Here is a 22,731-nt window from a genome sequence, read left to right as displayed (position 1 = left end):
AAACTAAAGACGCGATCCCAGCGTCAACACGCAAGTCAGTCCAGAGGCAATGACACGGCGGAGCCCCCAGCGGCCGGCGCTCTCAGGCCGAGATCAACGGCCCTTCAACGCGCCCCGTACCAATGCCGCAATCCCGGCATCAATCTCAGCAGACTTCAAGCGACGCTTCGTCTCAGAATCGGAACGGGGAGGGGGGGACTTCGACGCCTTCGGCGCCGCCGGTGCAACGGGACGCGGGATCGCCGGCTGGCCCGCTTCGTGCCAGGCCCGGAACACCGCAACGTCGAAAAGCCACGGCGCCTTGCCGCTCGGACGCGACGCGCCAGGGATCAGGCCGGCTTCGGCCTTCTTCGTCCACTCGCGGGACGTCCCGCCGAAATCGACGGCGATGTTGCGGGCGGTCAGCTGCTTGGCCATGTCGTTCTCCGTCTCACGCAAATCCGGTTGAAAACCGGTCCGCCGGCTCGTCTCGGTGCGGACGAAAGTCGTTACCGAGGGGGGGGTCTTCGGCCACCGCCGTCACACCGCCAAGGGCCATGCTGGGATAGCGCAGAGCCGTGCCATTCGCCATGCTCTCCGGCTCTCCGGCTCTTTGTAACTGCGGAGAGCACCTGCTTGCTGTACCCGCAGGAGGGCGGCACGAACAGTCTCAGTCGAGAGCGCGCGCCTCGGAGGCGAGCATGATCGGGATGCCGTCACGGATGGGATAAGCGAGACGTGCGGCGCGGGAGACCAGCTCGTTGCGCGCGGCATCGTAGGTCAGCTGCGCCTTCGTCAGCGGGCAGACGAGGAGTTCGAGGAGCTTCGGGTCGGGACGTCGGGCAAGATCGCTCATGCCCTCTTCTAACCCACCTCGGTGTTCCACAAAAGCGGATCTATGCACGCATGTGAGTGGAGGAAGCCGGCGCATCAGGGAGCGCACCAGCGCGGGCTAAGCCCCTGACGGCTTGAACACAACAGCGGTCTTATCCAAGACCAATCGGCAAACGTGAGTCTTGTGGCGGAGAGGATTGATCCATGCCGCTATTGAAGCGTCTGGCCGCCGCCGTCTTCGGAGTTCTCGCGGGCGATGGCGATCTCGGTCAGCGCGATCAAGGTCTCGGCGCGCGTTTTCAGATCGGGCGCCTCGAGCAGCGCCTGCTTTTCGGCGGCACCATACGGCGACATCATGCACAGCGCGTTGACCAAGGTCTCGTTCGACGCCTTGGTGACGCTCTCCCAGTCGGCTTCGAGTTGATTGGCGTCGAGGTAGAGACGGAAGGCTTTCAGCAACCCGTCGCGGTCCACGTCGCCGGCGCCATGGCCAAGGTCGAGATCGCCGATAAAGGCAGCCAGCCGGCAGACGCGGTAAGGCACGCCTGTCTCCAACTCCTCGAGCACGCGGAACCTGGCGATGCCATGCAGGTTAATAATGTAGCGTCCGTCGCCGCTCTCGGTGATCGAGGTGATGCGGCCGAGGCACCCGACCTTGGCGAGTTCCGGTTCGCCATTCTCTCGACGGGCGCCATCGAGGCGCGGCTGGATCATGCCGATGACGCGTTGATCCTTCAGCGCCTCGTCGACCATTGCGAGGTAGCGCGGCTCGAAGATATTGAGGGGCATCTGACCGCCGGGCAGCAGCAGCGACCCGGTCAGCGGGAAGACCGGCACCACCTCGGGCAGGTCGGACTCGCGGGTGTAGTTGGTATTGCCAGCGTGAACCAAAGGGGGCCTCCATCTCCAACCATCGATGTGGCGCAGGCGGCGGCAAACTCAAGGGACGGGCCGATCACAGATGCCGTAGCGCGGGGACCTCTTTGGCGCCACCGGAAAGAGTCGGGCCGGGTGTGGGCAGGCGTGCAGGGGCGCTGTGGCACGCCCCTCACCATCTCAAGCGAACAGCAGCGTCGACAGTCGCTTGCGCGCGTCGCGGGTGGCGGGATCGGCGCCACCCCAGGCCTCGAAGAATTCAAGCAGCTTTTTGCGCGCGCCGTCGTCGGTCCAGGTCCGGTCGCGGCGGACGATTTCGAGCAGCTGGCGTGCAGCCTCAGCGCGCTCGCCCTTGGCCTGTGCGATCAGCGCGAGGTCGAAGCGGGCCTGATGGTCGTCGGGATCGGCGGTGAGGGCCGCATCGAGGGCCGCGCTGTCGCCGAGCGCCGAGATTTCCTCCTGAAGCTTAAGCTTGGTCCGCACGGTCGCGAGGATCGGATCGGCGGCCTTGTCGGCCGGGACCTGGTCGAGGACCAGCCGAGCGTGGACGGCATCGCCGGCTGAGAGATAACATTCCGCAAGACCTGCGGCCGCCGCGAGATCCCCGGGCGCGTGCTGCAGGATGGCGGCGAAGATCTCAGCGGCATTGCCGGCGTCGCCGGCCGCCAGCAGCGCCTGGGCTTCGACGAGGGCCGCGGCGAGCGGATCCTCGGCCGGTCCCGCGGGGCCCGCCACGCGGTCGATGAAAGCCGTCACCTCGCTTTCCGGCAAGGCCCCCATGAAGCCGTCGACCGGCTGTCCGTCGACGAAGGCGAACACGGCCGGGATCGACTGCACGCCGAGCTGGCCGGCAATCGAGGGATGTTCGTCGATGTTCATTTTCACCAGCTTGACGCGGCCGCCGGCAGCGGTGACCGCCCGCTCGAGGATCGGCGTCAGCTGCTTGCAGGGACCGCACCAGGGCGCCCAGAAATCGACCAGCACCGGCTGCTCGCGGGAAGCGGCGACGACGTCGGCGCCAAAACCGGCCGTCGTCGTGTCCTTGATCAGCGGTCCGCCGGCAGCAGCGCCGGTTGAGCCGGGCGGGGTTGCGGCAGGCGCCGCCCGCGGGGCCGCCCCGCTAAGGCCGGCGGTCTGCGTGCCATAGCTCGAACCGTAGGGATTTTGGCTCATCTCAGTTTCCTTCGCTTGCCGGTTCGGCCGGTCGGATCGGGGTCTCGTCGAGGGAGACGACCAACGGCGCATGGCCGGTGGCCGCCAGGAAGGCGAGGAGGTCGTCGCGGGCGATCGTCGTCGTCGCGGTGTTGACCAGCGGATGGCAGTTGAGCCTCTCATGCGCGAGGAGGCCGGCATCGAGCACCACCTGCACTTGGTGGCCGGTATCGTTGACGACGCCAAAAGCGGTGACTGAGCCCGGCGACACGCCCAGCAGCGCCTGCATCTGGTCGGCACCGGCAAAGGACAGCCGCCCCTGCGCGCCAATCGTCTTGTGCAGCGTCTTCAGATTGACCGTGCGGTTCTCTTCGGCGACAACGAGGAAGATTGTGCCCTTCTTATCCTTCAGGAAGAGGTTCTTGGTATGGCCGCCGGGGATCGCCCCGCGCAGTGCCTGGCTTTCCTCGACCGTGTGCAAGGCTTCATGGTCCACCGTCGTTGTGGCGATGCCCTGCCGGTCGAGGAAGGCGAAGAGGTTCTCGCGGGAGAGGCTCATGGAAACTCGCATCCGGCGCCGCACGGGCAGTGTGACCGAGGTAGCGGCAGAGGCGCGGCGGATCAAGGGCAGGGCGGGGCCTTGGGGCATCCCCAGCAAGGGGCGCCAAAGAAAAGTGCAGGCGCCTTGCGGAAAATCCGCCAGAAAGTCGCTCCCCCCTGTTGCATTCACCCGGTCATTCCGTCATACAGCGCCAGTCCGCGGCAGAGACCGCCGCGGGGAGCGGGCGGGCGTAGCTCAGGGGTAGAGCACAACCTTGCCAAGGTTGGGGTCGAGGGTTCGAATCCCTTCGCCCGCTCCAATTTTCTTCCCAAACATCTTCTTTACAGTGCTTCAGGGCTCGCGCAGGCGGGCCTTTTTGCTGTTTGGCTTGATGCTCTTGGAATGCTGATGTCTCCGGAACTGGACGCATGGCCTTTGCCTGGCACATGATGCGGCATGTGCAACCTCTACAGCATTACCAAGGGCCAGGCGGCCATCCTCGAGTTCACCCGGGCGATGCGCGACCGCACCGGCAACCTCCCGCCCATGCCCGGCATCTTCCCTGATCAGCCGGCCCCGATCGTTCGCACGGTCGAGGGCGAGCGCGAGCTGTCGCTGGTGCGGTGGGGCATGCCGACGTCGTCGCAGGAACTGTTCCGGAAGGCGAAGCTGCGGGCCGAGAAGCTCGAGGCGAAGGGCAAGCCCGTCGACTTCCACGCCCTCTTGAAAGCTGAGCCCGATGGCGGCACCACCAATGTCCGCAACACCGCATCGAAGCACTGGCTGCGCTGGCTTGGGCCCCAGAACCGCTGTCTGGTGCCGTTCACCTCTTTTAGCGAATACGACGCCGTCACCAAGGTCCCGATCTGGTTCGCCGGGAACGAGAGCCGGCCTCTGATGGTGTTCGCCGGCATCTGGACGACTTGGACATCGGTCAGGAAGGTCAAGGAGGGCGAGATCACCACCGACCTCTTCGGCTTCCTTACGACCGAACCCAACCCGACCGTTGGCGCCGTTCACCCGAAGGCGATGCCGGTGATACTGACGACGGCCGAGGAGATGGACGTCTGGATGCGGGCAGAATGGTCGGAGGCGAAGGAATTGCAGAGGCCGCTGCCGGATGGCGTTCTCGAGATCGTCGCGCGCGGCAACAGAAAGGATCCGACCGAATGATCTACCGCATTGCCGAGTACATCGACCGCGTTGAACGGGAGAGGCCCCAGCTCTACCGGTTCATGACGTCCATCTGGCCACTGCTGGGCCTCGCCACCATTGCTGCTCTGGCGGCCTGGACCCTCGGAATGATCGGCTAGGTCTGCGGCTTGGGAGCAGGCTAGCGCGGAAGCCTGCCTGTAAGGGTAGTGTCGCTTACTTTTCCGGGAGGAATGGCGCACCGACGATCCTGATACCGCTTTCCGTACGACGGACAGCAGGCTCGGTTTTCGTGTCGTCGACGGCTGGCTGACGAGCCTCTGGCTGAGGAGTCCCGGCACGCGAGCCTTCGGTCCCTGCCACGAGGATGGCCTGCTCTGGGGCACCAAGCCTGCTGACTTTCGCATGCTCATGCGCCAAGGAAGGCATTGCACTGAGGATCAAAGTAGCAGTGCCCGCCATGGCTACAGCGATGAAATGCATAAGTTTCTTCCGTCCGAACATGACATAGTCAGCCACCAAACAAGGTTCGCCAGCGTCGGTTCCGTCCGTTCCAAACTTGCCGAGTTTTTAGGATAACTCTGTTGCCGAGCTGCTCCGGCGCCCGCTCTAGCCCGGCCGAACCGGGCGATTTGGAACAAAATACGATGTCGTCGCCATGGACACCGCCGCATCCCTAAACCCGCCGGGCATCCGGATCGCGCCATCCACTGCTGACGCATCACTCAGCGGCAGGATAGTCGGGGTCGAGGGCAGGCGGCATGTGGCTTGGGCAACCCTTTCCAGGGTTTGTCAGGCCGTTCGTCAAAGGCGGACAGACAGGTGGGTTATCACATGCGACGACCGTGTGATTCCCAGCTGGAAGAAGATACCAACGTCGACGGTGTCCGATACTCGCCTTATCAGCGCTGAGCCCGAGCTGCGAGTATCCTGCTGGTTGAGGCTGCATCCGCGGGACGACCGAACATAAAGCCTTGACCGAGGACGCACCCCATTTCCTGAAGGCGGGTTGCCTGGTTTTTTGTCTCGATGCCTTCTGCAACAACGCGGATATCCAGTCGACGACCGATCCGTATCAGTGCCTCGACGATGACCTCGCTAGGCAGATCGTTATCCAGGCGATCAACAAACGACTTGTCGATCTTGATGATGTCGACGGGGAATGTCCTTAAATGCGTTAGGGACGCAAATCCCGTTCCGAAGTCGTCGAGCGCGACCAGCAGGCCCCGCTGCCGTAACCGTTCGATTGCCTCGATGATACCGCTCGTTAGACCGTCCATGAAGACGGCTTCCGTTACCTCGAGGACGATGTGTTTCAGAGGTACCCGTTTGCTGTCGAAGGCTTCGGAAAACAATTGCTCCAAGTCACCCCGCGCAAAGTCCACGGCCGAAAGATTGATGCCGACATGCTGGAACTTAAGGCCGCTGTCGATCCAGTAACTAAGGTCATGGGCTACCTGAGCAAGCATTTGGCGCGTCAGCCGGCTGGCAAGCAAGGGCTCTGAGAAAACCTCCTGAAAGCATCCTGCGGCCAACATCGCGCCGTCGTTTGTGATGACCCTGGAAAGCGCCTCAAGGCCGACCACCTCCTCGGTGTCGAGCCTGACCAGTGGCTGGTAGAAGGTCGCTACGCGGCCTTCATCCAAGGCGCACGCCATCGTTTCGACGACGTTCGCCGTTCGTATCAAGGCGGAACGGAATGCGGAATCAAAGGGCGCGTAGCCGCCACGATGGTTCGCCTTTGCCTGCTGCAGAGCCAGCCCGGCATTCTGACGAAGGGTGCAACCGTTATCCCCGTCGGCACCAAACAGGGCGCCGCCAACGGATACCTGCGGCTTCCCGCCACCAAATCCTGGCATCGTCATGCTCGCCAGAACATCGAAGGCAATCGACTGAAGATCGAAATGGCTCGAGCAGCCAAGGCAGATAATGGCAAACTCGTCGCTGCTCAGCCGAAAGACGCAGTCCCCGGCCGACAGCGCTTGGAGGCGGGCCGCGACCTCGCAGATCACCTGATCGCCGGCTGCGTGGCCTTTTGTGTCGTTCGTTCGCTTGAGGTGATCGATATCGAGCAGGAGGAGCCCAAAGCCCGACCCTTTAGCTTGTGCAAGGCGTTCAAGCATCTGGGTAAAAGACCGCCGGTTTGGAAGCGCCGTCATCTCATCATAGAAGGCGAGACGGTGTGAACGCTGCCGGCTATCCGCAAGCTCCTGGCTGACAAACGATGAAACGTTCGGTTCGAAACTCTCGAGCATGCTCATCTGCAACCTTCTCAAGGACAAGGGCGAATGCGTCGCTGGATCTGTGCGAATTGAGGCCACCAGCGGCGCAAGCCGCCAGTGGCCCCGATGGCCGCTACTGAAGGAGCTTGCAGAGTTGAACCAGACTGAACTCGAAGCCGTTCGGGTCGCCGAGAACACCGCGACACTGACGCTTCATGGCCCGCTGTTCTCTGCTGCTCATCTCACTGTAGCGTTGCAGTCCCCGTGCCACGACCGCGGTGGGCTTGCCGATCCCGCGAATTCCGCGGTTGCCGGTGAGGATGCCAGTGCTTGCCCCCGGCACGGGATTGGCCTTTCCAACGCCCAGGCCGTTTGGCGTGCCGGAGCCATTGGCTGCGCCGCCTGACGCGTTATTAAGAGTGCCAGCGCCACTGCCACCGCCCGAACTGGAATTGGTGGAGGTGCTGCGGGTGCTGCCGCCAAGGGTAGCGCCGACGCCGATACCGGAGTTTCCGCCAACGCTAGCACCAACGCCGGCGTTGACGCCTTGCCCGCCACCAACGGAGGCCCCAAGGCCGGCATTGACGCCCTGAGATCCGCCGATGGAGGCGCCGCCGCCGGCATTCACACCGTCGCCACCGCCGATCGAGGCTCCGGCACCGGCGTTGATACCGCTCGAACCGCCGACAGACGCTCCCAAACCGGCGTTCACTCCGTCTGATCCGCCAAGCGAAGCACCAACACCAGCGTTGACACCGCGGCTTCCGCCGGCCGATACGCCGGCGCCGACGCCCAGGCCGCCGGAACCACCGACGGCGTTACCGAGGCCACCGACCGCACCACCCACAGCGTTCCCCACGCCGCCGACGGCTCCGCCGAGTCCACCAAGGCCACCGCCGCCTGCGCCGCCGCGGCTTGAACCACCGCCAGCGAACTCAGCTTGCGAAGGGCTTGAAAGAGTAACAATGCTGCACGCCAGGATAGCTGCAGTCACACGTAACATACGGTTTTGCATCGCTTTATTCTCCCAGTGCGTAAATTGCACTGACAACCCAAGCGATTATTAGCCTGCAACGTTCCGGAGAACGAAGGGCTAGGATTAACGGCAAGTTAGTACCAAAAATTGACGTTTTGGAACCTGGCTTTACTGCTTGCATACCCCAGAGCCTGCAACCCCTGGGCTGCGGCAGATCTGATGATCAGGTACGGAAAGCGGAGTGCCCGCTGTGCGGCTGGGGCCGGGGCGCCGGATTCGGCGGCGGCGGGCCGGCTTTCTGCGGTTTGGGGCTGCGTAAAGCCTTTGAAGCGGCTATGTCCCGTCATGGAGATGTAATCAACCCGGCCGTGCCGTTCCCCTCACGGAACCTGCGGCCCGCCGAGGAGAGACCGATATGGCGAGAAAACCGAATTTCGACTTCGAGCGCCAGGAGCGCGACAAGGCCAAGGCCGCCAAGAAGGCTGCCAAGCTCGACGCCCGTACGGCGAAGAAGGAAGAGGGCCAGCCCGAAGACGCCCCGGCCGACACCGAAGAGTGACGGCGGCGTCGGCCGACGACGCCTAGGGCCCCGGCTGACGTCTGTTGAATAAGCCAGGCACCCGATGGCGCCAGCCTGGCGCCTGAGGGCGCCGGGTCTCGGGCCCGCGAGAAGCCGCCCGGGCCCTCGTTTCGGCCGTGGCCGCAGACCGCAAGCGCTTCTTTTACCCCTCGCTCTGACGGTCCGTCGCCCGCCCCCAACTTTCCGGACGTGGACGGCCGGCAAATCCATCCCCACGCAGCCTCGTCATGGCATCTCGGCCGCCAAGCGCAGACCGCGCACCGGCGGGAAAGCATCCCGCGTGGCTGCAGGACGCCGGAGGGATGGACGATGAAGACGACACCAGACGAGTTTCCCGAGGTCATTGCCGATATCGACTACCGCATCGAGCAGACCTGGCTGAAGATCCGGCGCGAGGCGGCCCTCAGGCAAGCCAAGCGCGAGCGTGTGGAAGGTCCGGCCGTAGATTTCCGCGAGATCAGCGGCACGTCGGCGGCGATCGTCGACCACATCTGGTCCTACGTCCTCGACATCTGCCGTTCCCGCCAGATCCGCCCGGCCGACCTCGTGCCGCAGGCCGCGACGTCGCTGCGCTATCTCTGCCGCGCGCTCGTCGACTACGGCCGCGAGCGGCAGGAGGCAGGTGGCGACGCCCGCCAGATCAAGACCGCAGCCAACCGCGCCGCGCAAAACGTCCAGAAACACATCGAGGTCACCGCGCGCGAGGCCATGCTCGGCTATGCCGGCGGAAAACCGGTGTTTCCGCGTGCGGACTGGCCCGACAGCTGGATCAAGGCCAGCACCCGCAAGGCGCTGGCGGCTGGCCTCTTTCTGCTCGGCATGCTGGCCGGGGGCATTGTGACGAAGGCTTTCGGAAACCTTCTTCCTTGAGCGTTGCCGGCGGCCAGCGGCTTTGCATGGGGATCGGCGCCTTTCGTCGGTTCTGTCGGAAACGGGAATCTTCCGCTCACTTTTAGTTGAAGAAACCTTGAGGCGGTCACGGCGTACTCACCTGAATAGCTCAGTGGAGTGCAGCATGAGTTCCTTCCTCGACGAGGTTGCCGTCATCCTCGGCGCCCAGGCTGCACTGTCCGAGACTGATCGTGAGATCATCGAGGCGATGATCGACATTGGCACGGAAAAGTCCGAGATCGCGGCGACATTCGGCTACGCGCCCGCGCAGGTCGAGGCGGTTGCCGAGGAGCAAGCGAAATCCTCCAGCACCAAAGCCATTCGCACGGATCGCTAGATCATTGTCTCTGGAGAACGTCGGACGGTCGGATATCCCTTCGACCCTCGCCCTCTTTCGCTCATCGCCATGAACCTTGTTTTCGCCGGGCAAGCGACAAGGTGCATGAACCTGCGGACATGAAAATGGGCGCAGCCTGCGCCGCGCCCTTCGACCGTCATCCCTTTGATGAATGTTACTCCGCAGCCTTGACGGCGAGCTGGCGTTCGCTGCCGAGCACTGCATGCAGCCGCTCCTCGTCGAGCTCGCCTTCCCAGCGGGCAACGACGAGCGTCGCCACGGCATTGCCGACGAGGTTGGTAAGGGCGCGGCATTCCGACATGAAGCGGTCGACGCCGAGGATCAGCGCCATGCCGGCGACCGGCACCGAGGGCACGACGGAGAGCGTCGCCGCCAGCGTGATGAAGCCAGCGCCGGTGATGCCGGCAGCGCCCTTCGACGACAGCATGGCGACCAGCAGCAGCAGGACCTGATCCCAGAGCGACAGCTCGATGTTCGTCGCCTGGGCGATGAACAGGGCGGCCAGCGTCATGTAGATGTTGGTGCCGTCGAGGTTGAAGGAATAGCCGGTCGGGATGACCAGGCCAACGACCGACTTCTTGGCGCCGGCATTCTCCATCTTCTCCATGAGGGTCGGCAGCGCCGCCTCGGAGGACGAGGTGCCGAGGACGAGCAGCAGCTCTTCCTTGATGTAGCTGAGGAGCTTGAAGATCGAGAAGCCGTTGTAGCGGCAGACGGCGCCGAGGATCAGCACCACGAACAGCAAGGAGGTGAGGTAGAAGGTGCCGACCAGCATCGCGAGGTTGGCGACCGAGCCGATGCCGTATTTGCCGATGGTGAAGGCCATGGCGCCGAAGGCGCCGATCGGGGCGGCCTTCATCAGGATCGCGACCAGGCGGAAGAACGGCGCCGAGAGCGCCTGCAGGAAGGACAGGACCGGCGCACCCTTCTCGCCGACCATGGCAAGCGAGATGCCGAACAGCACGGCGAAAAACAACACCTGCAGGATGTCGCCGGTGGCGAACGCCCCGACGATGGTGTTCGGGATGATGTTCATCAGGAAGCCGACGATCGACTGGTCGTGCGCCTTCGAGGAGTAGTCGGCGACGGCGCTGGCATCGAGCGAGTTCGGATCGATGTTCAGCCCGGCACCCGGCTGCACAAGGTTCGCGACGATAAGGCCGACGACCAGCGCAAGGGTCGAGAAGGTGAGGAAGTAGGCCATGGCCTTGCCGACGACGCGGCCGACCTTCTTCAGATCGCTCATCGCGGCGATGCCAGTGGTCACCGTCAGGAAGATCACCGGGGCGATGATCATCTTCACCAGTTTGATGAAGGCGTCACCCAGCGGCTTCAGGCTTTCGCCGAGGGAAGGGTAGAAGTGGCCGAGCAGAATGCCGAGGGCGATCGCGGTCAATACCTGGACATAAAGTTGCCGGTACAAGGGCTTGCGGGCCACCGGCTCGCCGGTCTTGCTCAAATCGATTTCCATGAAACGTCTCTCCTCGACAGCGTCGCGGGCAGCCTGACCCCGCAAGGTCTGCCGCCCGGCCTGCAGCGCGCGATACGCCATGCGTGCCGCCCTGTCGACCCTTTGACCGAGATGTGAGGGCCTTCCGGCGGTGCCGGAAGGGGGTGGCGGGGTCGCCCTAACGCTCGCCGCGCAGCTCTGCCGCTTCCTCCGCCACGCCCGGCTCGAGCGGCCGCGGGCTGAGGTCGACGCCATCGGCGAGCCGGTCGACCACCTCCTGCAGGGCGGTGACGCGGGTATACTTCTTGTGGTTGGCGGCGATCAGCTTCCAGGGCGCAACCTCGGTCGAGGTCTTGTCGAGCATGGTCTCGGCCGCCTCGACATAGGCGTCCCACTTCGAGCGGTTGCGAAAATCCTCGACGCTGAGCTTCCAGCGCTTCAACGGATCGTCCATCCGCTTCAGGAAGCGTTGCAGCTGCTCGTCCTTGGTGATGGCGAGGAAGATCTTGACGATGCAGGTGCCGTTGTCGGCGAGCTGCTTCTCGAAATCGTTGATCTCCGCATAGGCCCGCCGCCATTCTGCTTCCGTGGCGAAGCCCTCGACGCGCTCGACCAGCACGCGGCCATACCAGGAGCGATCGAACACCGCGATCTCGCCCTTCCCCGGAAGCCGCTCCCAGAAGCGCTTGAGGTAATGGTGTTTGGCCTCGGACGGGGTCGGGGCGGCGATCGGCCAGACGCGGAAGCCACGGGGATCGAGGACGTTCGACATGCGGCGGATGGCGCCGCCCTTGCCGGCGGCATCCCAGCCCTCGAGCACGATCACCGCGCTGCGGCCGGAATGCAGATAGGCCTGCTGGATCCGCACCAGGGTCAGCTGAAGGTCGCTGAGCCTGGTTTCGTAATGGCCCTTGGCCATGCTGGTGCTCATGTCGAGATCAGCCAGTCGGTGCTTCTTGGCCATGCGCCCTCTCCCTCAGTTGACGCGATCATCGCTGCAGCTGTCCGCAAGCGCAAGCCGTGCGCCTACCTGAGCAGGTCATGTCAAAGCGCGGCGCAGCTGCGATCGTCCGGCGATAGGGAAGCGAACACCGCCTTGTGTGTTCAGCGCGCATTCAGCCGGCGAGGCCCAGATTTCGACTCAGAAATTCGCCATTCCTTTCGCCGGGAAAGGCATATTCGCCACCCCCGTCTGGTCGCTCAAGGATCACAGCATGCGCACCTCCCTCAAGGCTCTTATCCTCGGCCTCGGGCTCCTTATTCCCGGCGCCGCGATGGCCGCCTCCAGCGCCGTCGTCACCGGCGACCTCAACGTGCGCACCGGGCCCGGGCCCGGCTACCAGCGCTATGGCACCATCCCGGCCGGCGACGAGGTTACGGTCTATGGCTGCCTTGCCGGCTACAACTGGTGCGACATCGACTGGGCGGGCGGCCGCGGCTGGGTCTCCGGCAATTACCTGCTGACGCTCGGGCGGCAGTATTACCGGCGGCCGCTCTCGAGCGTCGGCGTCTATGTCGGCGTGCCCGTCCTTGGCTTCGACCCCTACGACTATCACCGCCGCTATTACACCGGCCGGTCCTGGTACCATGACCGCTATCTCGACGGCCCGCGCCGCGGCCCCGGCCGGCGGGACTTCCGCGGCCCGCCGCGCGACGATCGCTACGAGGGACGCTATGACGGGCGTTATGATGGACGAGACGGCGGGCGCTTTGATCGGCGCGACGATCGCCGGGATGACCGGTTCGATGAGGGGCGCGACGACCGCCGCGACCGCGGCGACGAGCGTTTCGGGCGGCGCGGCGAAAACTTCGAGCGCGGCGATAACGACCGCTTCGACAATGATCGCTTCGATCCGCGCCGGGGTCCAGAGGGCCGCGACGGTGATCGCTTCGGCTCCCGGTCGGATGACGGCGATTTCCGCGACGGCCGCCGCGGGCCAGATGGCGACGATCGCCGGGGCCGCCGCGTCCCCATCGAGCAACAGGATTTCTGATCGTTCAGCATTGGCGAACGAATCGTCTTGAGGAAGGCAAGCAGCCGGGTCAGCAGGCCCGGCTGCGACAGAACCGACGAACCTTGGCCCGGCGGCGATGCGTGCCGATTGTCAACGCAGCGTTGACAACTACCCCCTCGCGCCCAGCTTTGTGAGAGCCCGCCGGAGGGCCAGATGGAGGGCACACCAGCCTCGAAGGGATTTCGACATGCTCGACCAGATCAAGGGCCTCCACCACGTCACCTCGATGGCCGCCAATGCCCGCGAGAACAACGCCTTCTTCACCGACACGCTGGGCCTCCGCCGGGTGAAGAAGACGGTGAATTTCGACTCGCCGGACGTCTATCACCTCTATTACGGCGACGAGACCGGCAGCCCCGGCTCGGTGATGACCTATTTCCCGTTCCCGGATGCGGCGCGCGGCACGCCCGGTGCGGGTGAGGTCGCCACCACCGCCTTCGCCGTTCCGAAAGGCGCGCTCGGCCTCTGGGAGACTCGGCTCTCGTCCGCGGGCGTCGCCGGGCTCTCGCGCGACACCGCCTTCGGCGCCGAGCGGATGCATTTTGCAGGTCCCGATGGCGAGGGGTTCTCGCTGATCGAGGGCGACGACGATCGCGCGCCCTTCCTCGGTGGTGGCGTCGATGCCGATGCGGCGGTGCGTGGTTTCCATTCCGTCCAGCTACGGCTGCGCGACGGCGGCGCCACCGAAGAGCTGCTGAAGTTCATGGGCTATGAGGAGGTCGACCGGTCCGGTGCCGTCACCCGGCTGCAGGTGCCCGGCGGGACCGCCGGGATCATCGACATCGAGACGCTGCCGGGTGCGCCGAGGGCGCGGCAAGGGGCGGGCTCCGTGCACCACGTCGCCTTCGCCGTCGAGAACAGGGCTGCACAGCTCGCGGTGCGCCAGGCGCTGCTGGATACCGGCTACCAGGTCACCCCGGTGATCGACCGCGACTATTTCTGGGCGATCTACTTCCGCACCCCCGGCGGGGTGCTGTTCGAGGTGGCCACCAACGAGCCGGGCTTCGACCGCGACGAGCCGCTAGCCCATCTCGGCGAGAGGCTGATGCTGCCGACCCGCTACGAGCCCTCGCGCGCCGCCATCGAGGCGCACCTGCCGCCGCTCGGCGACGCGGCCTGACCAGAACTTCCCGGCGGGCGACCGCCGGGAAGTTCGTCTGATGCAGTGCCGAAGCCCGGGCGTTCACACGCCGGGCGACGGCCAAAGGAGGTTTCCCATGGACTACCGCCATCACCACCAGCCTGCCGCGACGCCGGGCTCGCCAACGCTCTTCCTGTTCCACGGGACCGGGGGCGACGAGACGCAGTTCCTTGGCCTTGCCCGGCAGATCCTGCCCGAGGCCGGGCTCGTCTCGCCGCGCGGCGACGTGCTGGAGATGGGGGCGGCGCGCTTCTTCCGCCGCCTCGCCGAGGGCCGCTACGACATGGACGACCTCGCCCGCGCGACGGCGAAGATGCGTGGCTTCGTCGCCAGCAAGCGTCCGGCCGCTTCCGCGACCGCACCGCTGCCGAAGACGCTCGGCCTCGGCTATTCCAACGGCGCCAACATCCTGGCCGCCACGCTCTTCGCCGACCCCGCTCTGTTCGATGCCGTGGTGCTGATGCACCCGCTCATTCCGTTCGAGCCGGAGATCGCGTCGGGGATGGCCGGCAGGCGCGTGCTGATCACCGCCGGACGGCAGGACCCGATCTGTCCGCCGGCGCTGACCGAGCGGCTGGCGGAGAGCCTTTCGGCCGCCGGCGCCTTGGTCGAGACGGTCTGGCACCCCGGCGGCCATGAGATCCGCGATGCCGAGATTCAGGCGGCCGCCGCCTTCCTGCGCGACGCCGGAGAGGCGCAAGGTCAAGCCGCATGAGCGGGATCGAACGGCAGGACTCGGAGGACAAGGGCAGCTATTCCCTCAGTGGGCTTGGCGGCGCGGTGGCCAGGCTGACCTTCTCCAAGGCCGGCGCGACGATGATCATCATCGACAGCACCGAGGTCCCCGACGCGTTTCGCGGCCAAGGCGTCGGCGTATCGCTCGTCGCCCGTGCGGTCGAGGACGCCCGCGCCGCGGGGCTGAAGATCATCCCGCTCTGCCCGTTTGCCGCGGCGCAGTTCCAGCGCCACCCGGAATGGGCCGACGTCCTGAAATAGCCGGCCCCTGGCGCGAGGCGGACTTCTCCAAGGGTCGTTTCGACCTGCCGCCCGGCGACGACGCCGAGTTCATCCCGCTGCCGGACCCGGTGCGGATCCGGCCGGGGGCCTGACGCCGTCACTGGAAGTTCCGGCCTCGCGGCAGCACCGCGCGCGCTGTCCGGTCGGGGGCGACGTGCGCATAGTCGGCCGGCAAGGCCGGCTCGCCCGACTCCCGCCACACCGCCTTGCGGAGTTCGTCGAGACGCCGCCGGTGCAGCCGGCCCTCGTCGATCGGCCGGCGGACCTCGTCGGCGCGCGACAGGAGGCCGCCGAGCGTGTTCTCGGGACTGGGCGGGATGCTGCCGCCATCCCGCCGCTTGACCGGGCCGGGCCGCAGCGGGCTGCGGACATGGTCGGCCGGCGCCATATGGCTGGCGGTGTCGAGCCCGCCGGTCGCGATGTGCATCAGGAGGCCGGTGAGGTCTTCGATCTCGTCGGCGACGACATGGATGACGCCGCGGTCGGACTGCATCCGGCCGGTCACCTTGACGAAGCGGGCGCCGAGCACGATCGGCCGCAGCCGCTCGAACACTTTCGGCCAGACGATGATGTTGGCCACCCCGGTCTCGTCCTCGATGGTCATGAAGATCACGCCCTTGGCCGAGCCCGGCCGCTGCCGCACCAGGACGAGGCCGGAGACGGTGACGCGCCGCCCCGAGGGCAGCGTTTCCAGCGTCTGGTTGGTCAGCACCCTCTGCCGCCGCAAGGTCTCGCGGACAAAGAAGACGGGGTGCGCCTTCAGCGACAGCGAGACGAAGCGGTAGTCGTTGATCACCTCCTCGCCCATCGGCATCGGCGGCAGCGCCGCGTCCGGCTCCTTCTGCAGGTCCTGCGCCGCAGCGCTCTCGAACAGCGGCAGCCGCTCGGCAGCGCCTTTCGGGTCGAGCGCCTGCGCCGCCCAGAGCGCGTCGCGCCGCGACAGGCCGAGCCCGGCAAAGGCGTCGGCATCCGCCAGTCGCTCCATCGCCCCGCGGTCGAGGCCTGAGCGCAGCCAGAGGTCGCGCACGGAATCATAGGCGCCGGTCTCCGCCCGGATCGCCACCAGCCGTGCCATCTCCGCCTCCGACAGCCCCTTCACCTGCCGGAAGCCGAGCCGCACGGCATGCTTCGAGCGGATCGCATCCTGCATCTCCCGGTGCCGGCGCTGCAGCTGCGCAGGGTCGAAGGGGGCTTCCTCGAGCGTGCAGTCCCAGTCCGAGCGGTTGACGTCGACGGCGCGCACAGCGATGCCGTGATCGCGGACGTCGCGGACGATCTGCGCGGGGGCGTAGAAGCCCATCGGCTGGGCGTTGATCAGCGCGGCGGCGAAGACGTCGGGATAATGGCACTTCATCCAGCAGGAGGCGTAGACCAGGAGCGCGAAGGAGGCGGCGTGGCTCTCGGGAAAGCCGTATTCTCCGAACCCCTCGATCTGCCGGAAGCAGCGCTCGGCGAACTCCCGTGTGTAATCCCGGGCGACCATGCCGTCGATCATCTTCTGGCGGAAGGTCGAAAGCTTGCCGGAGCGCTTGAACGTCGCCATCGCCCGGCGCAGCTGGTCGGCCTCGCCGGGCGTGAAGCCGGCGGCGACGATGGCGATCTGCATCGCCTGTTCCTGGAACAGCGGCACGCCGAGCGTGCGCTTCAGCACCTCGTAGAGCGCCGGGCTCTCGTAGACCGGCTTCTCCAGCCCCATCCGGCGCTTCAGATAGGGGTGCACCATGTCGCCCTGGATCGGCCCCGGCCGCACGATCGCGACCTCGATGACGAGGTCGTAGAAGGCATTGGGCTTCAGCTTCGGCAGCATGGTCATCTGGGCGCGCGATTCGATCTGGAACACGCCGAGCGTGTCGGCCCGGTGCGTCATTTTCCAGGTCGGCCCGTCCGGCGGCTCCTTTGGCAAGGTCGCCAGAGTGTAGGCTTCGCCGTAGTGCTTCTTGATGAGGTCGAAGCCGCGGCGCAGGCACGACAGCATGCCGAGCGCCAGAATGTCGATCTTGAGGATCTTCAGCTCGTCGAGGTCGTCCTTGTCCCATTCGACGATGGTCCGGCCCTTGGCGCCGGTGTTGAGGATCGGCACCGTCTCGTCGATCCGCCCGCGCGTCAGCACGAAGCCGCCGACATGCTGCGAGAGATGGCGCGGAAACCCCATCAGCTCCGAGGCGAAGGAGAGGACGTTGGCGGTGGTCGCATCGGTGGCGGCAAGACCGGCGGCCGCGGCCTCCCGCTCGCCGAGATCGCTGGAGGAATAGCCCCAGACCGAGCCGGACAGGGCGGAGACCGCGTCGTCCGAAAGGCCAAAGGCCTTGCCCACCTCGCGCGCCGCCGAACGGGCGCGGTAGGTGATGACGGTCGCGGCGATCGCGGCATTGTCGCGGCCGTACTCCTGGTAGATCCAGTTGATGATCTCGTCGCGCCGCTCGTGCTCGAAATCGATGTCGATGTCCGGCGGCTCGTCGCGCTCGGGCGAGATGAAGCGCTCGAACAGGAGGCCGGTGATCTCCGGGTCCACCTCGGTGATGCCGAGGCAGTAGCAGACGGTGGAGTTGGCCGCCGAGCCGCGCCCCTGGCAGAGGATCCGCATCTTGCGCGCCGCCAGGACGATGCGGTGGACGGTGAGGAAATAGGGCTCGTATTGCAGCGTCCGGATGATCGCCAGCTCGTGCTCGATCTGGTCGAGGACCTTCTGCGGCACGCCGCGGGGATAGCGCCAGCGCGCGCCGATGGCGGCGAGGTGGCTCAGTTCCTCGGCCGGGGTGCGGGCGAGCTTCAGCGCCTCGTCGGGATATTCGTATTTCAGGCTCTTCAGGTCGAACTGCAGCTCGCCAAAGAAGCGCAGGCTCTCTGTCACAGCGCCGGGGTGGTCGCGGAACAGCGCCGCCATCTCGGCCGCCGACTTGATGTGCCGCTCGGCGTTCCGGGCGAGCTGCAGCCCGGCTTCGGCGAGGGGCACGTGCAGGCGGATTGCGGTCAGCACATCCTGCATCCGCTGCCGCTCCGGCGCGTGGTAGAACACGTCATTGGTGGCGACGAGCGGGGTTTTGCAGGTGCGCGCAAGGCTTGCGGCCCGGGCGAAGCGGCGCTGGTCGGTGCCGTCATGGCAAGGCGCGACGGCGAGCCGCACCGCTTTGCCAAAGGCGTTGGCCAGCGGCGAGAGCACGCCGCGCGCCCCTTGCACTGCTGCCTCGGCCGCCATGCTGTCGAGATCGCCGAGGCCCGCGGGCGCGAGCACGGCAAGGTTCAGTCCCTCGCCCCATTCCAAGAGGTCGGCAAGAAAGAGATCGCAGCTGCCCTTGTCGGCCCGCAGGTTGCCGGTGGTCAGCAAGCGGCAGAGCCGGCCCCAGCCGGCGCGGTCGCGGGGATAGGCGAGGATATCGGGCGTGCCGTCGGCAAACACCAGCCTTGCCCCCGGCGCGAAGCGAAACCCCGCCTCGCGCGCCGCCTGGTAGCCGCGCACCACGCCGGCGACCGTATTGCGGTCGGCAAGGCCGATGCCGGCAAGGCCCCGGCCTTGCGCCGCCAGCACCATCTCCGGCGGCTGCGAGGCGCCGCGCAGGAAGGAGAAGTTGCTGGCGACGCCGATCTCGGCGAAGCCTTGAAGGCCCGACATCACGCAAAGATCCCATGCAGGTACCAGGCCGCGACCGGCGGCACGGGGATCGCGGGATCCACCACCTCGCCGTGAAAACCCTTGCGGAACAGCCAGTAGCGACGGCCGTCGGCATCCTCGATGCGGAAATAGTCGCGCGTCCGCTCGGCTTCGCCGCGCCACCATTCCGGCGCTATCCGCTCCGGCCCCTCGAACTTGCGCACGACATGCAGCGCCCGGCGCCAGCGAAAGTTCAGAGGCACGCCGTCGGGGACGGCGAAGGTTGCCTCCACCGGCTCGGGCACCGGCAACAGCCGCACCGGCCGCAGCCCGTCGAACGGGTGCAGGACGATCGCCGTCTCCGGCCGCGGCGCAGCGCGTCCCTTGCGCACGGGGCTCTGCAAGGCGGCGGACTTTTTGTCATCCGGCAAGGTTTCGGCGCGACTCTCCGCGGCCGCGGATGAAACAGTACCAGAGGCCGTTTCCGGTACCGCGCCCGCCGCATTCGCCGAAGCAGGGGCCAGCGCCGTGGACGCCATGCCAGGCGCGGCTGCGGCAGCGCGCGGCACCGCGGACGCAGCGCCCGCCACAGCTGACCTAGTGCCCGCCACCGCGGACGCAGCGCCGGGCGCTGCTGGCGCAGCGCCGGGGATGACCGGGGCAAGGCGCATGGCGCGCTCCGGCCAATGGCTGTCGACCGGCTCCATGCCGAGCACGGCGCTCTCGCCGAGCCGGGCACCGATGCGGTCGATCAAGCCTTGCAGGTCGCCGGTCGCCGCGCTCGGCGGCGCGAGGTCCGCCTGGCATTCGGCCATCGCCTCCGCCTTCACCACCGAGAGGCGGACGAGGTCGTAGCCGAAGCCGATGTCGCGCTCGTCGCCGAACCCCTTCAGCCGCTCGCGGAAGAGAACGCCGATGCGTCCCGACGCGCGGATCGGCGCCGAGGCCGAGACGGCGAGCCGCTCCACCGCGCCGTCGACCCGGAACAGCGCCAGTTCCAGCTGGCGGGCGCCTTCGCCGCGCTTTTCCAAAAGGGCCGCCAGCCGGTCGGCGAGGAGCAGGATGATCCGCTGGATGTCCTCGACCTGGCTGATCGGCTCGGCAAAGCGCCGCTCGGCGATGAGGGCGGGGATGGCGAGGCGCGGGCTGATCGGCCGGCGCGCCGTGCCCATGGCGGCATCCAGCCGCTCCAGAAGCTCGGCGCCGAAGCGGCGGGTGAGGCTGGCGCGGGGCAGCGCCGCGATGTCCCCGATGGTCTTCAGGCCGAGCCGCTCCAGCATCGCGGCGAGATCGCCAGCGAGCCGCAGCGTGCGGATCGACAGGGGGGCGAGCGCTTCGGCCTCGCCGCCCTGGTCGAGCTGGCTGCCGGGCGCACCGTCGACCAGCGCCAGAGCGGTGCCGGCCTGCTGGGCGATCGCGGTGGCGGCGGCAAATCCCTGGCGCGTCAGGCGGCCGGCGAGGTCGTCGCGCAGCGCCGTCTCGCCGCCGAAGAGATGCGCGCAACCGGAAATGTCGAGCAGCAGGCCGCGCGGCGCATCGAGCGCCACCAGCGGCGTGTAGCGGTCGCACCAGTCGGCGATGGCGGCGAGCAGGCGCCGGTCGGCGGCGGGGTCGGCGGGCTGGATGTCGAGGCCTGGAAACCGGGCGCGCGCTTCGGCAAGGCCAAGCCCGCGCTGCAGGCCGAGTGCCGTCGCCTGTTCGCAGAGCGCCGAGATGCGGTCGGCCTGGGCAAGGCGCTCGTAGAGCACCAGCGGCGCCGGTCCGTCAGCCGCGTCCGCCGGCGTTCCGGCACCCGGCCGCTCGGGGCTGCCCGTCCGCGGGCCGGGACCACCGGCCTCAGGACGCGCGTCGGAGCGCCAAGAGCGTCCCAGCCGGTCGCGCCGGATCCGGTCGGTCGACAGGAAGGGCAGCGCGATCGCGAGAATGCGGCTCGGCGGGTGCTTGAAAACGGCGTTCATGCGGGTTCCATTCCAGGAGCAGGTGGTACGGGCGGCCGTCGCGGGATTTCTCGACGGTGATGGCAAAGACGGGGTGGCCGATGAGTTTGGTGCCGTCGCCGATCCCGGTGACATCGGCGGCAGGCGCGGGCGCGATGCGCAGCCGGAGCGGCGCGGCGGTGGCCTCGGCCCGGCCGCTCTGGCGCAGAAGGAGAAGCGGCGTGCCGGCGTCGCGCGCCCGCACGTGCAGGCGGCGCGTTCCCTCAAGCCCGAGCCGGCCGGGATTGCCGCGGACCTCGAGGATGGTCAGCGCGGCGGCGGCCGAACGAGCGGCCTCCTCGCCGGCCCAGATCGCCTCCTCCAGCCGGCGGGTGCGCACCAGAAGCAGAGCGCCGGCCGTGAGCCCGTGGCCTGAAAGGCCGGGAAGATACGGCATCCCGCCCTCGGAAAAGCCGAGATTGGCGCCGATCCACAGCGCCGGACGGCTGGCCCGCGCGCCGAACAGCACGGCCAGCGCCAGCACGAAACCGGCGCCGCTGCCGCTGCCGCGGGTGTCGTCGACATGGATCTCGGTCAGTCCGGGCAGGCGCAGGCTGGCGGCGAGGCCCGCAAAGCCGGGCCCGGCGGCCTCGTCCTGTGCCGCCAGAGGCGCAGCCAATCCGGCCGGCCGCGCCCACGCCGCGGCGTCGAAGACCGCTGCCGGACTGGGGACCTGTGCGGATGGTCCGTCGCGCAGCCCGGCCGGCCGCTCAGGCCCCGTCGCCGGCACCAGCCGGTGCACCGGGCGTCCCTCGATCCGCGCGATGCGCTCCTGCAGGTCAGCCAGCGTCGCGGCCGTGGCGGTCCGGCCGGGAAGAAGCGGGGTTTTCGGCATGACAATCTCCCTCGGCCAGACGCAAGCCTGGTCGTTCCCGCTCTCTCCCGGAGAGCATCCGTTCCCTCACAAGGGACGTTGTTCCCTGTATGTTCCTATGGATTCCAGAGGGCCCCTTGAGAGTCAAGCGGAGTCTTTTTGTGGACTATCTTCCTTGATGTGATTCAGTCTGCGCCACAAACCGTTGGATATCCTGAATATTAAGGATATTCGTCCTATAGGCGGTTTGGCCGGTCGAGGGCCCAAGGAGCGGCTCCGGAGCCCGCAAAACCGCCCTTCCGCCTGTCAATCCTGCCGCCGGGCGGCCGCATCGCGAAAACCCTCGCACACCACCGGAACGTGACCTATCTCTGCCGGGACAGACAAAGGAATCGGAATGGCCAAGCTGGATCAGACGGGCGACTGGGGACGGCGGATGGCGCCGAGTCTCGACGAGATCGAGGCCCTGGCGCTGGAGGCCTATGCCAACCTGCCGGCCGAGTTCCGCAAGCTATCGGGCGAGATCCAGTTCTACGTCGCCGATTTTCCCGAGGACGCAGTGGTGGAGGAGATGGGGCTCGAAAGCGCCTTCGACATTCTCGGCCTGTTCGAGGGGCGGCCGGTCGCCGATTTCGACCTCGGCGGCACCGGCATGATGCCGAACCGCATCCTCCTCTACCGCCGGCCGATTCTCGACTACTGGTCCGAGCACGAGGAAAGCCTCGGCACCCTCGTCGCGCACGTGCTGATCCACGAGATCGGCCACCATTTCGGCCTGTCCGACGACGACATGGAGAGCCTCGAGGCGAAGGCGGGGTAGCGACTGTAGCTACTGCGGCTGAACCGTCAGCTTCAGGCCCATGGCGCGGACGAGTTTCGTCACGGTCGAGAAGGCCGGGTTTCCTTGATCGCTGAGGGCGACGTAGAGGCTCTGGCGGTTCATGGCTGTCGCCTCCGCCAAGCCTGTCATGCCGCGGGCGCGCGCGATGGCGCCCAAAGCGCGGCGGATTTCCGCGTCGTCGCCGTCTTCCAGGGCTTGCGACAGATAGTCCGCCTGCCGCTCCGGCGTCGTCAGATAGTCGGCCGCGTCGAAGCGTGGCAGGGCGCCGAGGTCGATCTTGTCGGTCATGTCAAAGCCTCTCTGCCAGCGCGAGCGCCTTACGAATGT

The 22,731-nt window shown here is 66.9% G+C and carries 23 protein-coding genes and 1 tRNA gene; 11 read left to right on the top strand and 13 right to left on the bottom strand.

All coding sequences use genetic code 11. The features are described from left to right. Positions 1–93: 93 nt before the first annotated feature. The 5 genes from ACZLZQ_RS18955 to ACZLZQ_RS18935 all read right to left on the bottom strand — a co-directional run bounded on the left by ACZLZQ_RS18955 (position 94) and on the right by ACZLZQ_RS18935 (position 3,400). Positions 94–417, bottom strand: a complete 324-nt coding sequence (locus ACZLZQ_RS18955) for a hypothetical protein (RefSeq protein ID WP_472950671.1) — start codon at positions 415–417, stop codon at positions 94–96. 232 nt (positions 418–649) lie between these two features. Continuing rightward, entirely contained in the window at positions 650–835 is a 186-nt protein-coding gene (locus ACZLZQ_RS18950; RefSeq protein WP_472935381.1) for a Trm112 family protein, read from the bottom strand. Between the two features lie 188 nt (positions 836–1,023). Continuing rightward, complete coding sequence (locus ACZLZQ_RS18945; RefSeq protein WP_472950670.1) at positions 1,024–1,704, bottom strand: LON peptidase substrate-binding domain-containing protein; 681 nt, start codon at positions 1,702–1,704, stop codon at positions 1,024–1,026. A gap of 165 nt (positions 1,705–1,869) precedes the next feature. After that, complete coding sequence (locus ACZLZQ_RS18940) at positions 1,870–2,862, bottom strand: tetratricopeptide repeat protein (RefSeq protein ID WP_472950669.1); 993 nt, start codon at positions 2,860–2,862, stop codon at positions 1,870–1,872. A 1-nt stretch (position 2,863) separates the two neighbouring features. Beyond that, positions 2,864–3,400 (bottom strand): prolyl-tRNA synthetase associated domain-containing protein, encoded by a 537-nt coding sequence (locus ACZLZQ_RS18935; protein WP_472950668.1) that lies wholly within the window; start codon positions 3,398–3,400, stop codon positions 2,864–2,866. A gap of 226 nt (positions 3,401–3,626) precedes the next feature. Here ACZLZQ_RS18935 and ACZLZQ_RS18930 point away from each other — a divergent pair. The 3 genes from ACZLZQ_RS18930 (at position 3,627) to ACZLZQ_RS18920 (ending at position 4,695) form a co-directional block, all read left to right on the top strand. After that, a tRNA-Gly gene (locus ACZLZQ_RS18930) sits at positions 3,627–3,701 on the top strand. Positions 3,702–3,838: 137 nt separating this feature from the next. Next, positions 3,839–4,555: an SOS response-associated peptidase gene (locus tag ACZLZQ_RS18925; protein ID WP_472950667.1), complete on the top strand. Its 717-nt coding sequence runs from the start codon at positions 3,839–3,841 to the stop codon at positions 4,553–4,555. Further along, positions 4,552–4,695: a hypothetical protein gene (locus tag ACZLZQ_RS18920; RefSeq protein ID WP_472935386.1), complete on the top strand. Its 144-nt coding sequence runs from the start codon at positions 4,552–4,554 to the stop codon at positions 4,693–4,695. Before ACZLZQ_RS18925 ends, ACZLZQ_RS18920 begins: the two co-directional genes overlap by 4 nt. Before the next feature lie 741 nt (positions 4,696–5,436). Here ACZLZQ_RS18920 and ACZLZQ_RS18915 read toward each other — a convergent pair. Both ACZLZQ_RS18915 and ACZLZQ_RS18910 read right to left on the bottom strand, forming a co-directional pair. Beyond that, entirely contained in the window at positions 5,437–6,795 is a 1,359-nt protein-coding gene (locus ACZLZQ_RS18915; RefSeq protein ID WP_472950666.1) for a putative bifunctional diguanylate cyclase/phosphodiesterase, read from the bottom strand. Positions 6,796–6,889: 94 nt separating this feature from the next. Then, a complete protein-coding gene (locus ACZLZQ_RS18910) occupies positions 6,890–7,468 on the bottom strand; it encodes a hypothetical protein (RefSeq protein WP_472950665.1) in 579 nt (192 codons plus the stop codon). A 679-nt stretch (positions 7,469–8,147) separates the two neighbouring features. Here ACZLZQ_RS18910 and ACZLZQ_RS18905 point away from each other — a divergent pair. The 3 genes from ACZLZQ_RS18905 to ACZLZQ_RS18895 all read left to right on the top strand — a co-directional run bounded on the left by ACZLZQ_RS18905 (position 8,148) and on the right by ACZLZQ_RS18895 (position 9,540). Then, complete coding sequence (locus ACZLZQ_RS18905; protein ID WP_472935391.1) at positions 8,148–8,291, top strand: hypothetical protein; 144 nt, start codon at positions 8,148–8,150, stop codon at positions 8,289–8,291. 330 nt (positions 8,292–8,621) lie between these two features. Next, positions 8,622–9,182 (top strand): hypothetical protein, encoded by a 561-nt coding sequence (locus ACZLZQ_RS18900; protein ID WP_472950664.1) that lies wholly within the window; start codon positions 8,622–8,624, stop codon positions 9,180–9,182. A 145-nt stretch (positions 9,183–9,327) separates the two neighbouring features. Then, on the top strand, positions 9,328–9,540 hold the full coding sequence (locus ACZLZQ_RS18895) for a hypothetical protein (RefSeq protein WP_472950663.1): 213 nt from the start codon (positions 9,328–9,330) through the stop codon (positions 9,538–9,540). 175 nt (positions 9,541–9,715) lie between these two features. Here the strand turns inward: ACZLZQ_RS18895 and ACZLZQ_RS18890 are convergent, their stop codons facing one another. Both ACZLZQ_RS18890 and ACZLZQ_RS18885 read right to left on the bottom strand, forming a co-directional pair. After that, complete coding sequence (locus ACZLZQ_RS18890) at positions 9,716–11,032, bottom strand: dicarboxylate/amino acid:cation symporter (RefSeq protein ID WP_472935394.1); 1,317 nt, start codon at positions 11,030–11,032, stop codon at positions 9,716–9,718. 157 nt (positions 11,033–11,189) lie between these two features. Beyond that, entirely contained in the window at positions 11,190–11,975 is a 786-nt protein-coding gene (locus ACZLZQ_RS18885) for a polyphosphate kinase 2 family protein (protein WP_472950662.1), read from the bottom strand. 250 nt (positions 11,976–12,225) lie between these two features. Here ACZLZQ_RS18885 and ACZLZQ_RS18880 point away from each other — a divergent pair, with 250 nt between their 5' ends. The 4 genes from ACZLZQ_RS18880 to ACZLZQ_RS18865 all read left to right on the top strand — a co-directional run bounded on the left by ACZLZQ_RS18880 (position 12,226) and on the right by ACZLZQ_RS18865 (position 15,163). Next, positions 12,226–13,005, top strand: a complete 780-nt coding sequence (locus ACZLZQ_RS18880; protein ID WP_472950661.1) for an SH3 domain-containing protein — start codon at positions 12,226–12,228, stop codon at positions 13,003–13,005. 208 nt (positions 13,006–13,213) lie between these two features. Further along, complete coding sequence (locus ACZLZQ_RS18875) at positions 13,214–14,146, top strand: ring-cleaving dioxygenase (protein ID WP_472950660.1); 933 nt, start codon at positions 13,214–13,216, stop codon at positions 14,144–14,146. Positions 14,147–14,243: 97 nt separating this feature from the next. Continuing rightward, positions 14,244–14,882 carry an alpha/beta hydrolase gene (locus ACZLZQ_RS18870; protein ID WP_472950659.1) on the top strand — a complete coding sequence of 213 codons (639 nt, stop codon included), beginning with the start codon at positions 14,244–14,246 and terminating at the stop codon, positions 14,880–14,882. Next, positions 14,879–15,163: a GNAT family N-acetyltransferase gene (locus ACZLZQ_RS18865; protein ID WP_472950658.1), complete on the top strand. Its 285-nt coding sequence runs from the start codon at positions 14,879–14,881 to the stop codon at positions 15,161–15,163. The genes ACZLZQ_RS18870 and ACZLZQ_RS18865 overlap by 4 nt, the downstream gene beginning before the upstream one ends. Positions 15,164–15,281: 118 nt before the next feature. On the opposite strand, the gene ACZLZQ_RS18860 is transcribed toward ACZLZQ_RS18865, so the two are convergent. Genes ACZLZQ_RS18860 through ACZLZQ_RS18850 form a run of 3 tightly spaced genes read right to left on the bottom strand, consistent with a single transcriptional unit; the run spans position 15,282 to position 21,584 of the window. Beyond that, the gene (locus ACZLZQ_RS18860; RefSeq protein WP_472950657.1) at positions 15,282–18,794 is read right to left on the bottom strand and encodes an error-prone DNA polymerase; all 3,513 of its coding nucleotides are present in this window, start codon (positions 18,792–18,794) and stop codon (positions 15,282–15,284) included. Next, positions 18,794–20,674 (bottom strand): Y-family DNA polymerase, encoded by a 1,881-nt coding sequence (locus tag ACZLZQ_RS18855; RefSeq protein ID WP_472950689.1) that lies wholly within the window; start codon positions 20,672–20,674, stop codon positions 18,794–18,796. The genes ACZLZQ_RS18860 and ACZLZQ_RS18855 overlap by 1 nt, the downstream gene beginning before the upstream one ends. After that, complete coding sequence (locus ACZLZQ_RS18850; RefSeq protein ID WP_472950656.1) at positions 20,610–21,584, bottom strand: ImuA family protein; 975 nt, start codon at positions 21,582–21,584, stop codon at positions 20,610–20,612. Before ACZLZQ_RS18850 ends, ACZLZQ_RS18855 begins: the two co-directional genes overlap by 65 nt. 376 nt (positions 21,585–21,960) lie before the next feature. Here ACZLZQ_RS18850 and ACZLZQ_RS18845 point away from each other — a divergent pair, with 376 nt between their 5' ends. After that, positions 21,961–22,383 carry a metallopeptidase family protein gene (locus ACZLZQ_RS18845; RefSeq protein ID WP_472935402.1) on the top strand — a complete coding sequence of 141 codons (423 nt, stop codon included), beginning with the start codon at positions 21,961–21,963 and terminating at the stop codon, positions 22,381–22,383. 9 nt (positions 22,384–22,392) lie between these two features. Here the strand turns inward: ACZLZQ_RS18845 and ACZLZQ_RS18840 are convergent, their stop codons facing one another. Further along, on the bottom strand, positions 22,393–22,692 hold the full coding sequence (locus ACZLZQ_RS18840; RefSeq protein ID WP_472950655.1) for an addiction module antidote protein: 300 nt from the start codon (positions 22,690–22,692) through the stop codon (positions 22,393–22,395). Positions 22,693–22,731: the final 39 nt, after the last annotated feature.

This window comes from Mesocryomonas lacus, from assembly GCF_055730105.2.
This window is presented reverse-complemented; position numbering and strand designations above follow the sequence as displayed.

Coding starts and splice junctions, on each gene's coding strand:
- ACZLZQ_RS18955 (WP_472950671.1), bottom strand. CDS start 417: ATGGCCAAGCAGCTGACCGCCCGCAACATCGCCGTCGATTTCGGCGGG.
- ACZLZQ_RS18950 (WP_472935381.1), bottom strand. CDS start 835: ATGAGCGATCTTGCCCGACGTCCCGACCCGAAGCTCCTCGAACTCCTC.
- ACZLZQ_RS18940 (WP_472950669.1), bottom strand. CDS start 2,862: ATGAGCCAAAATCCCTACGGTTCGAGCTATGGCACGCAGACCGCCGGC.
- ACZLZQ_RS18935 (WP_472950668.1), bottom strand. CDS start 3,400: ATGAGCCTCTCCCGCGAGAACCTCTTCGCCTTCCTCGACCGGCAGGGC.
- ACZLZQ_RS18925 (WP_472950667.1), top strand. CDS start 3,839: ATGTGCAACCTCTACAGCATTACCAAGGGCCAGGCGGCCATCCTCGAG.
- ACZLZQ_RS18920 (WP_472935386.1), top strand. CDS start 4,552: ATGATCTACCGCATTGCCGAGTACATCGACCGCGTTGAACGGGAGAGG.
- ACZLZQ_RS18915 (WP_472950666.1), bottom strand. CDS start 6,795: ATGAGCATGCTCGAGAGTTTCGAACCGAACGTTTCATCGTTTGTCAGC.
- ACZLZQ_RS18905 (WP_472935391.1), top strand. CDS start 8,148: ATGGCGAGAAAACCGAATTTCGACTTCGAGCGCCAGGAGCGCGACAAG.
- ACZLZQ_RS18900 (WP_472950664.1), top strand. CDS start 8,622: ATGAAGACGACACCAGACGAGTTTCCCGAGGTCATTGCCGATATCGAC.
- ACZLZQ_RS18895 (WP_472950663.1), top strand. CDS start 9,328: ATGAGTTCCTTCCTCGACGAGGTTGCCGTCATCCTCGGCGCCCAGGCT.
- ACZLZQ_RS18890 (WP_472935394.1), bottom strand. CDS start 11,032: ATGGAAATCGATTTGAGCAAGACCGGCGAGCCGGTGGCCCGCAAGCCC.
- ACZLZQ_RS18885 (WP_472950662.1), bottom strand. CDS start 11,975: ATGGCCAAGAAGCACCGACTGGCTGATCTCGACATGAGCACCAGCATG.
- ACZLZQ_RS18880 (WP_472950661.1), top strand. CDS start 12,226: ATGCGCACCTCCCTCAAGGCTCTTATCCTCGGCCTCGGGCTCCTTATT.
- ACZLZQ_RS18875 (WP_472950660.1), top strand. CDS start 13,214: ATGCTCGACCAGATCAAGGGCCTCCACCACGTCACCTCGATGGCCGCC.
- ACZLZQ_RS18870 (WP_472950659.1), top strand. CDS start 14,244: ATGGACTACCGCCATCACCACCAGCCTGCCGCGACGCCGGGCTCGCCA.
- ACZLZQ_RS18865 (WP_472950658.1), top strand. CDS start 14,879: ATGAGCGGGATCGAACGGCAGGACTCGGAGGACAAGGGCAGCTATTCC.
- ACZLZQ_RS18860 (WP_472950657.1), bottom strand. CDS start 18,794: ATGTCGGGCCTTCAAGGCTTCGCCGAGATCGGCGTCGCCAGCAACTTC.
- ACZLZQ_RS18850 (WP_472950656.1), bottom strand. CDS start 21,584: ATGCCGAAAACCCCGCTTCTTCCCGGCCGGACCGCCACGGCCGCGACG.
- ACZLZQ_RS18845 (WP_472935402.1), top strand. CDS start 21,961: ATGGCCAAGCTGGATCAGACGGGCGACTGGGGACGGCGGATGGCGCCG.
- ACZLZQ_RS18840 (WP_472950655.1), bottom strand. CDS start 22,692: ATGACCGACAAGATCGACCTCGGCGCCCTGCCACGCTTCGACGCGGCC.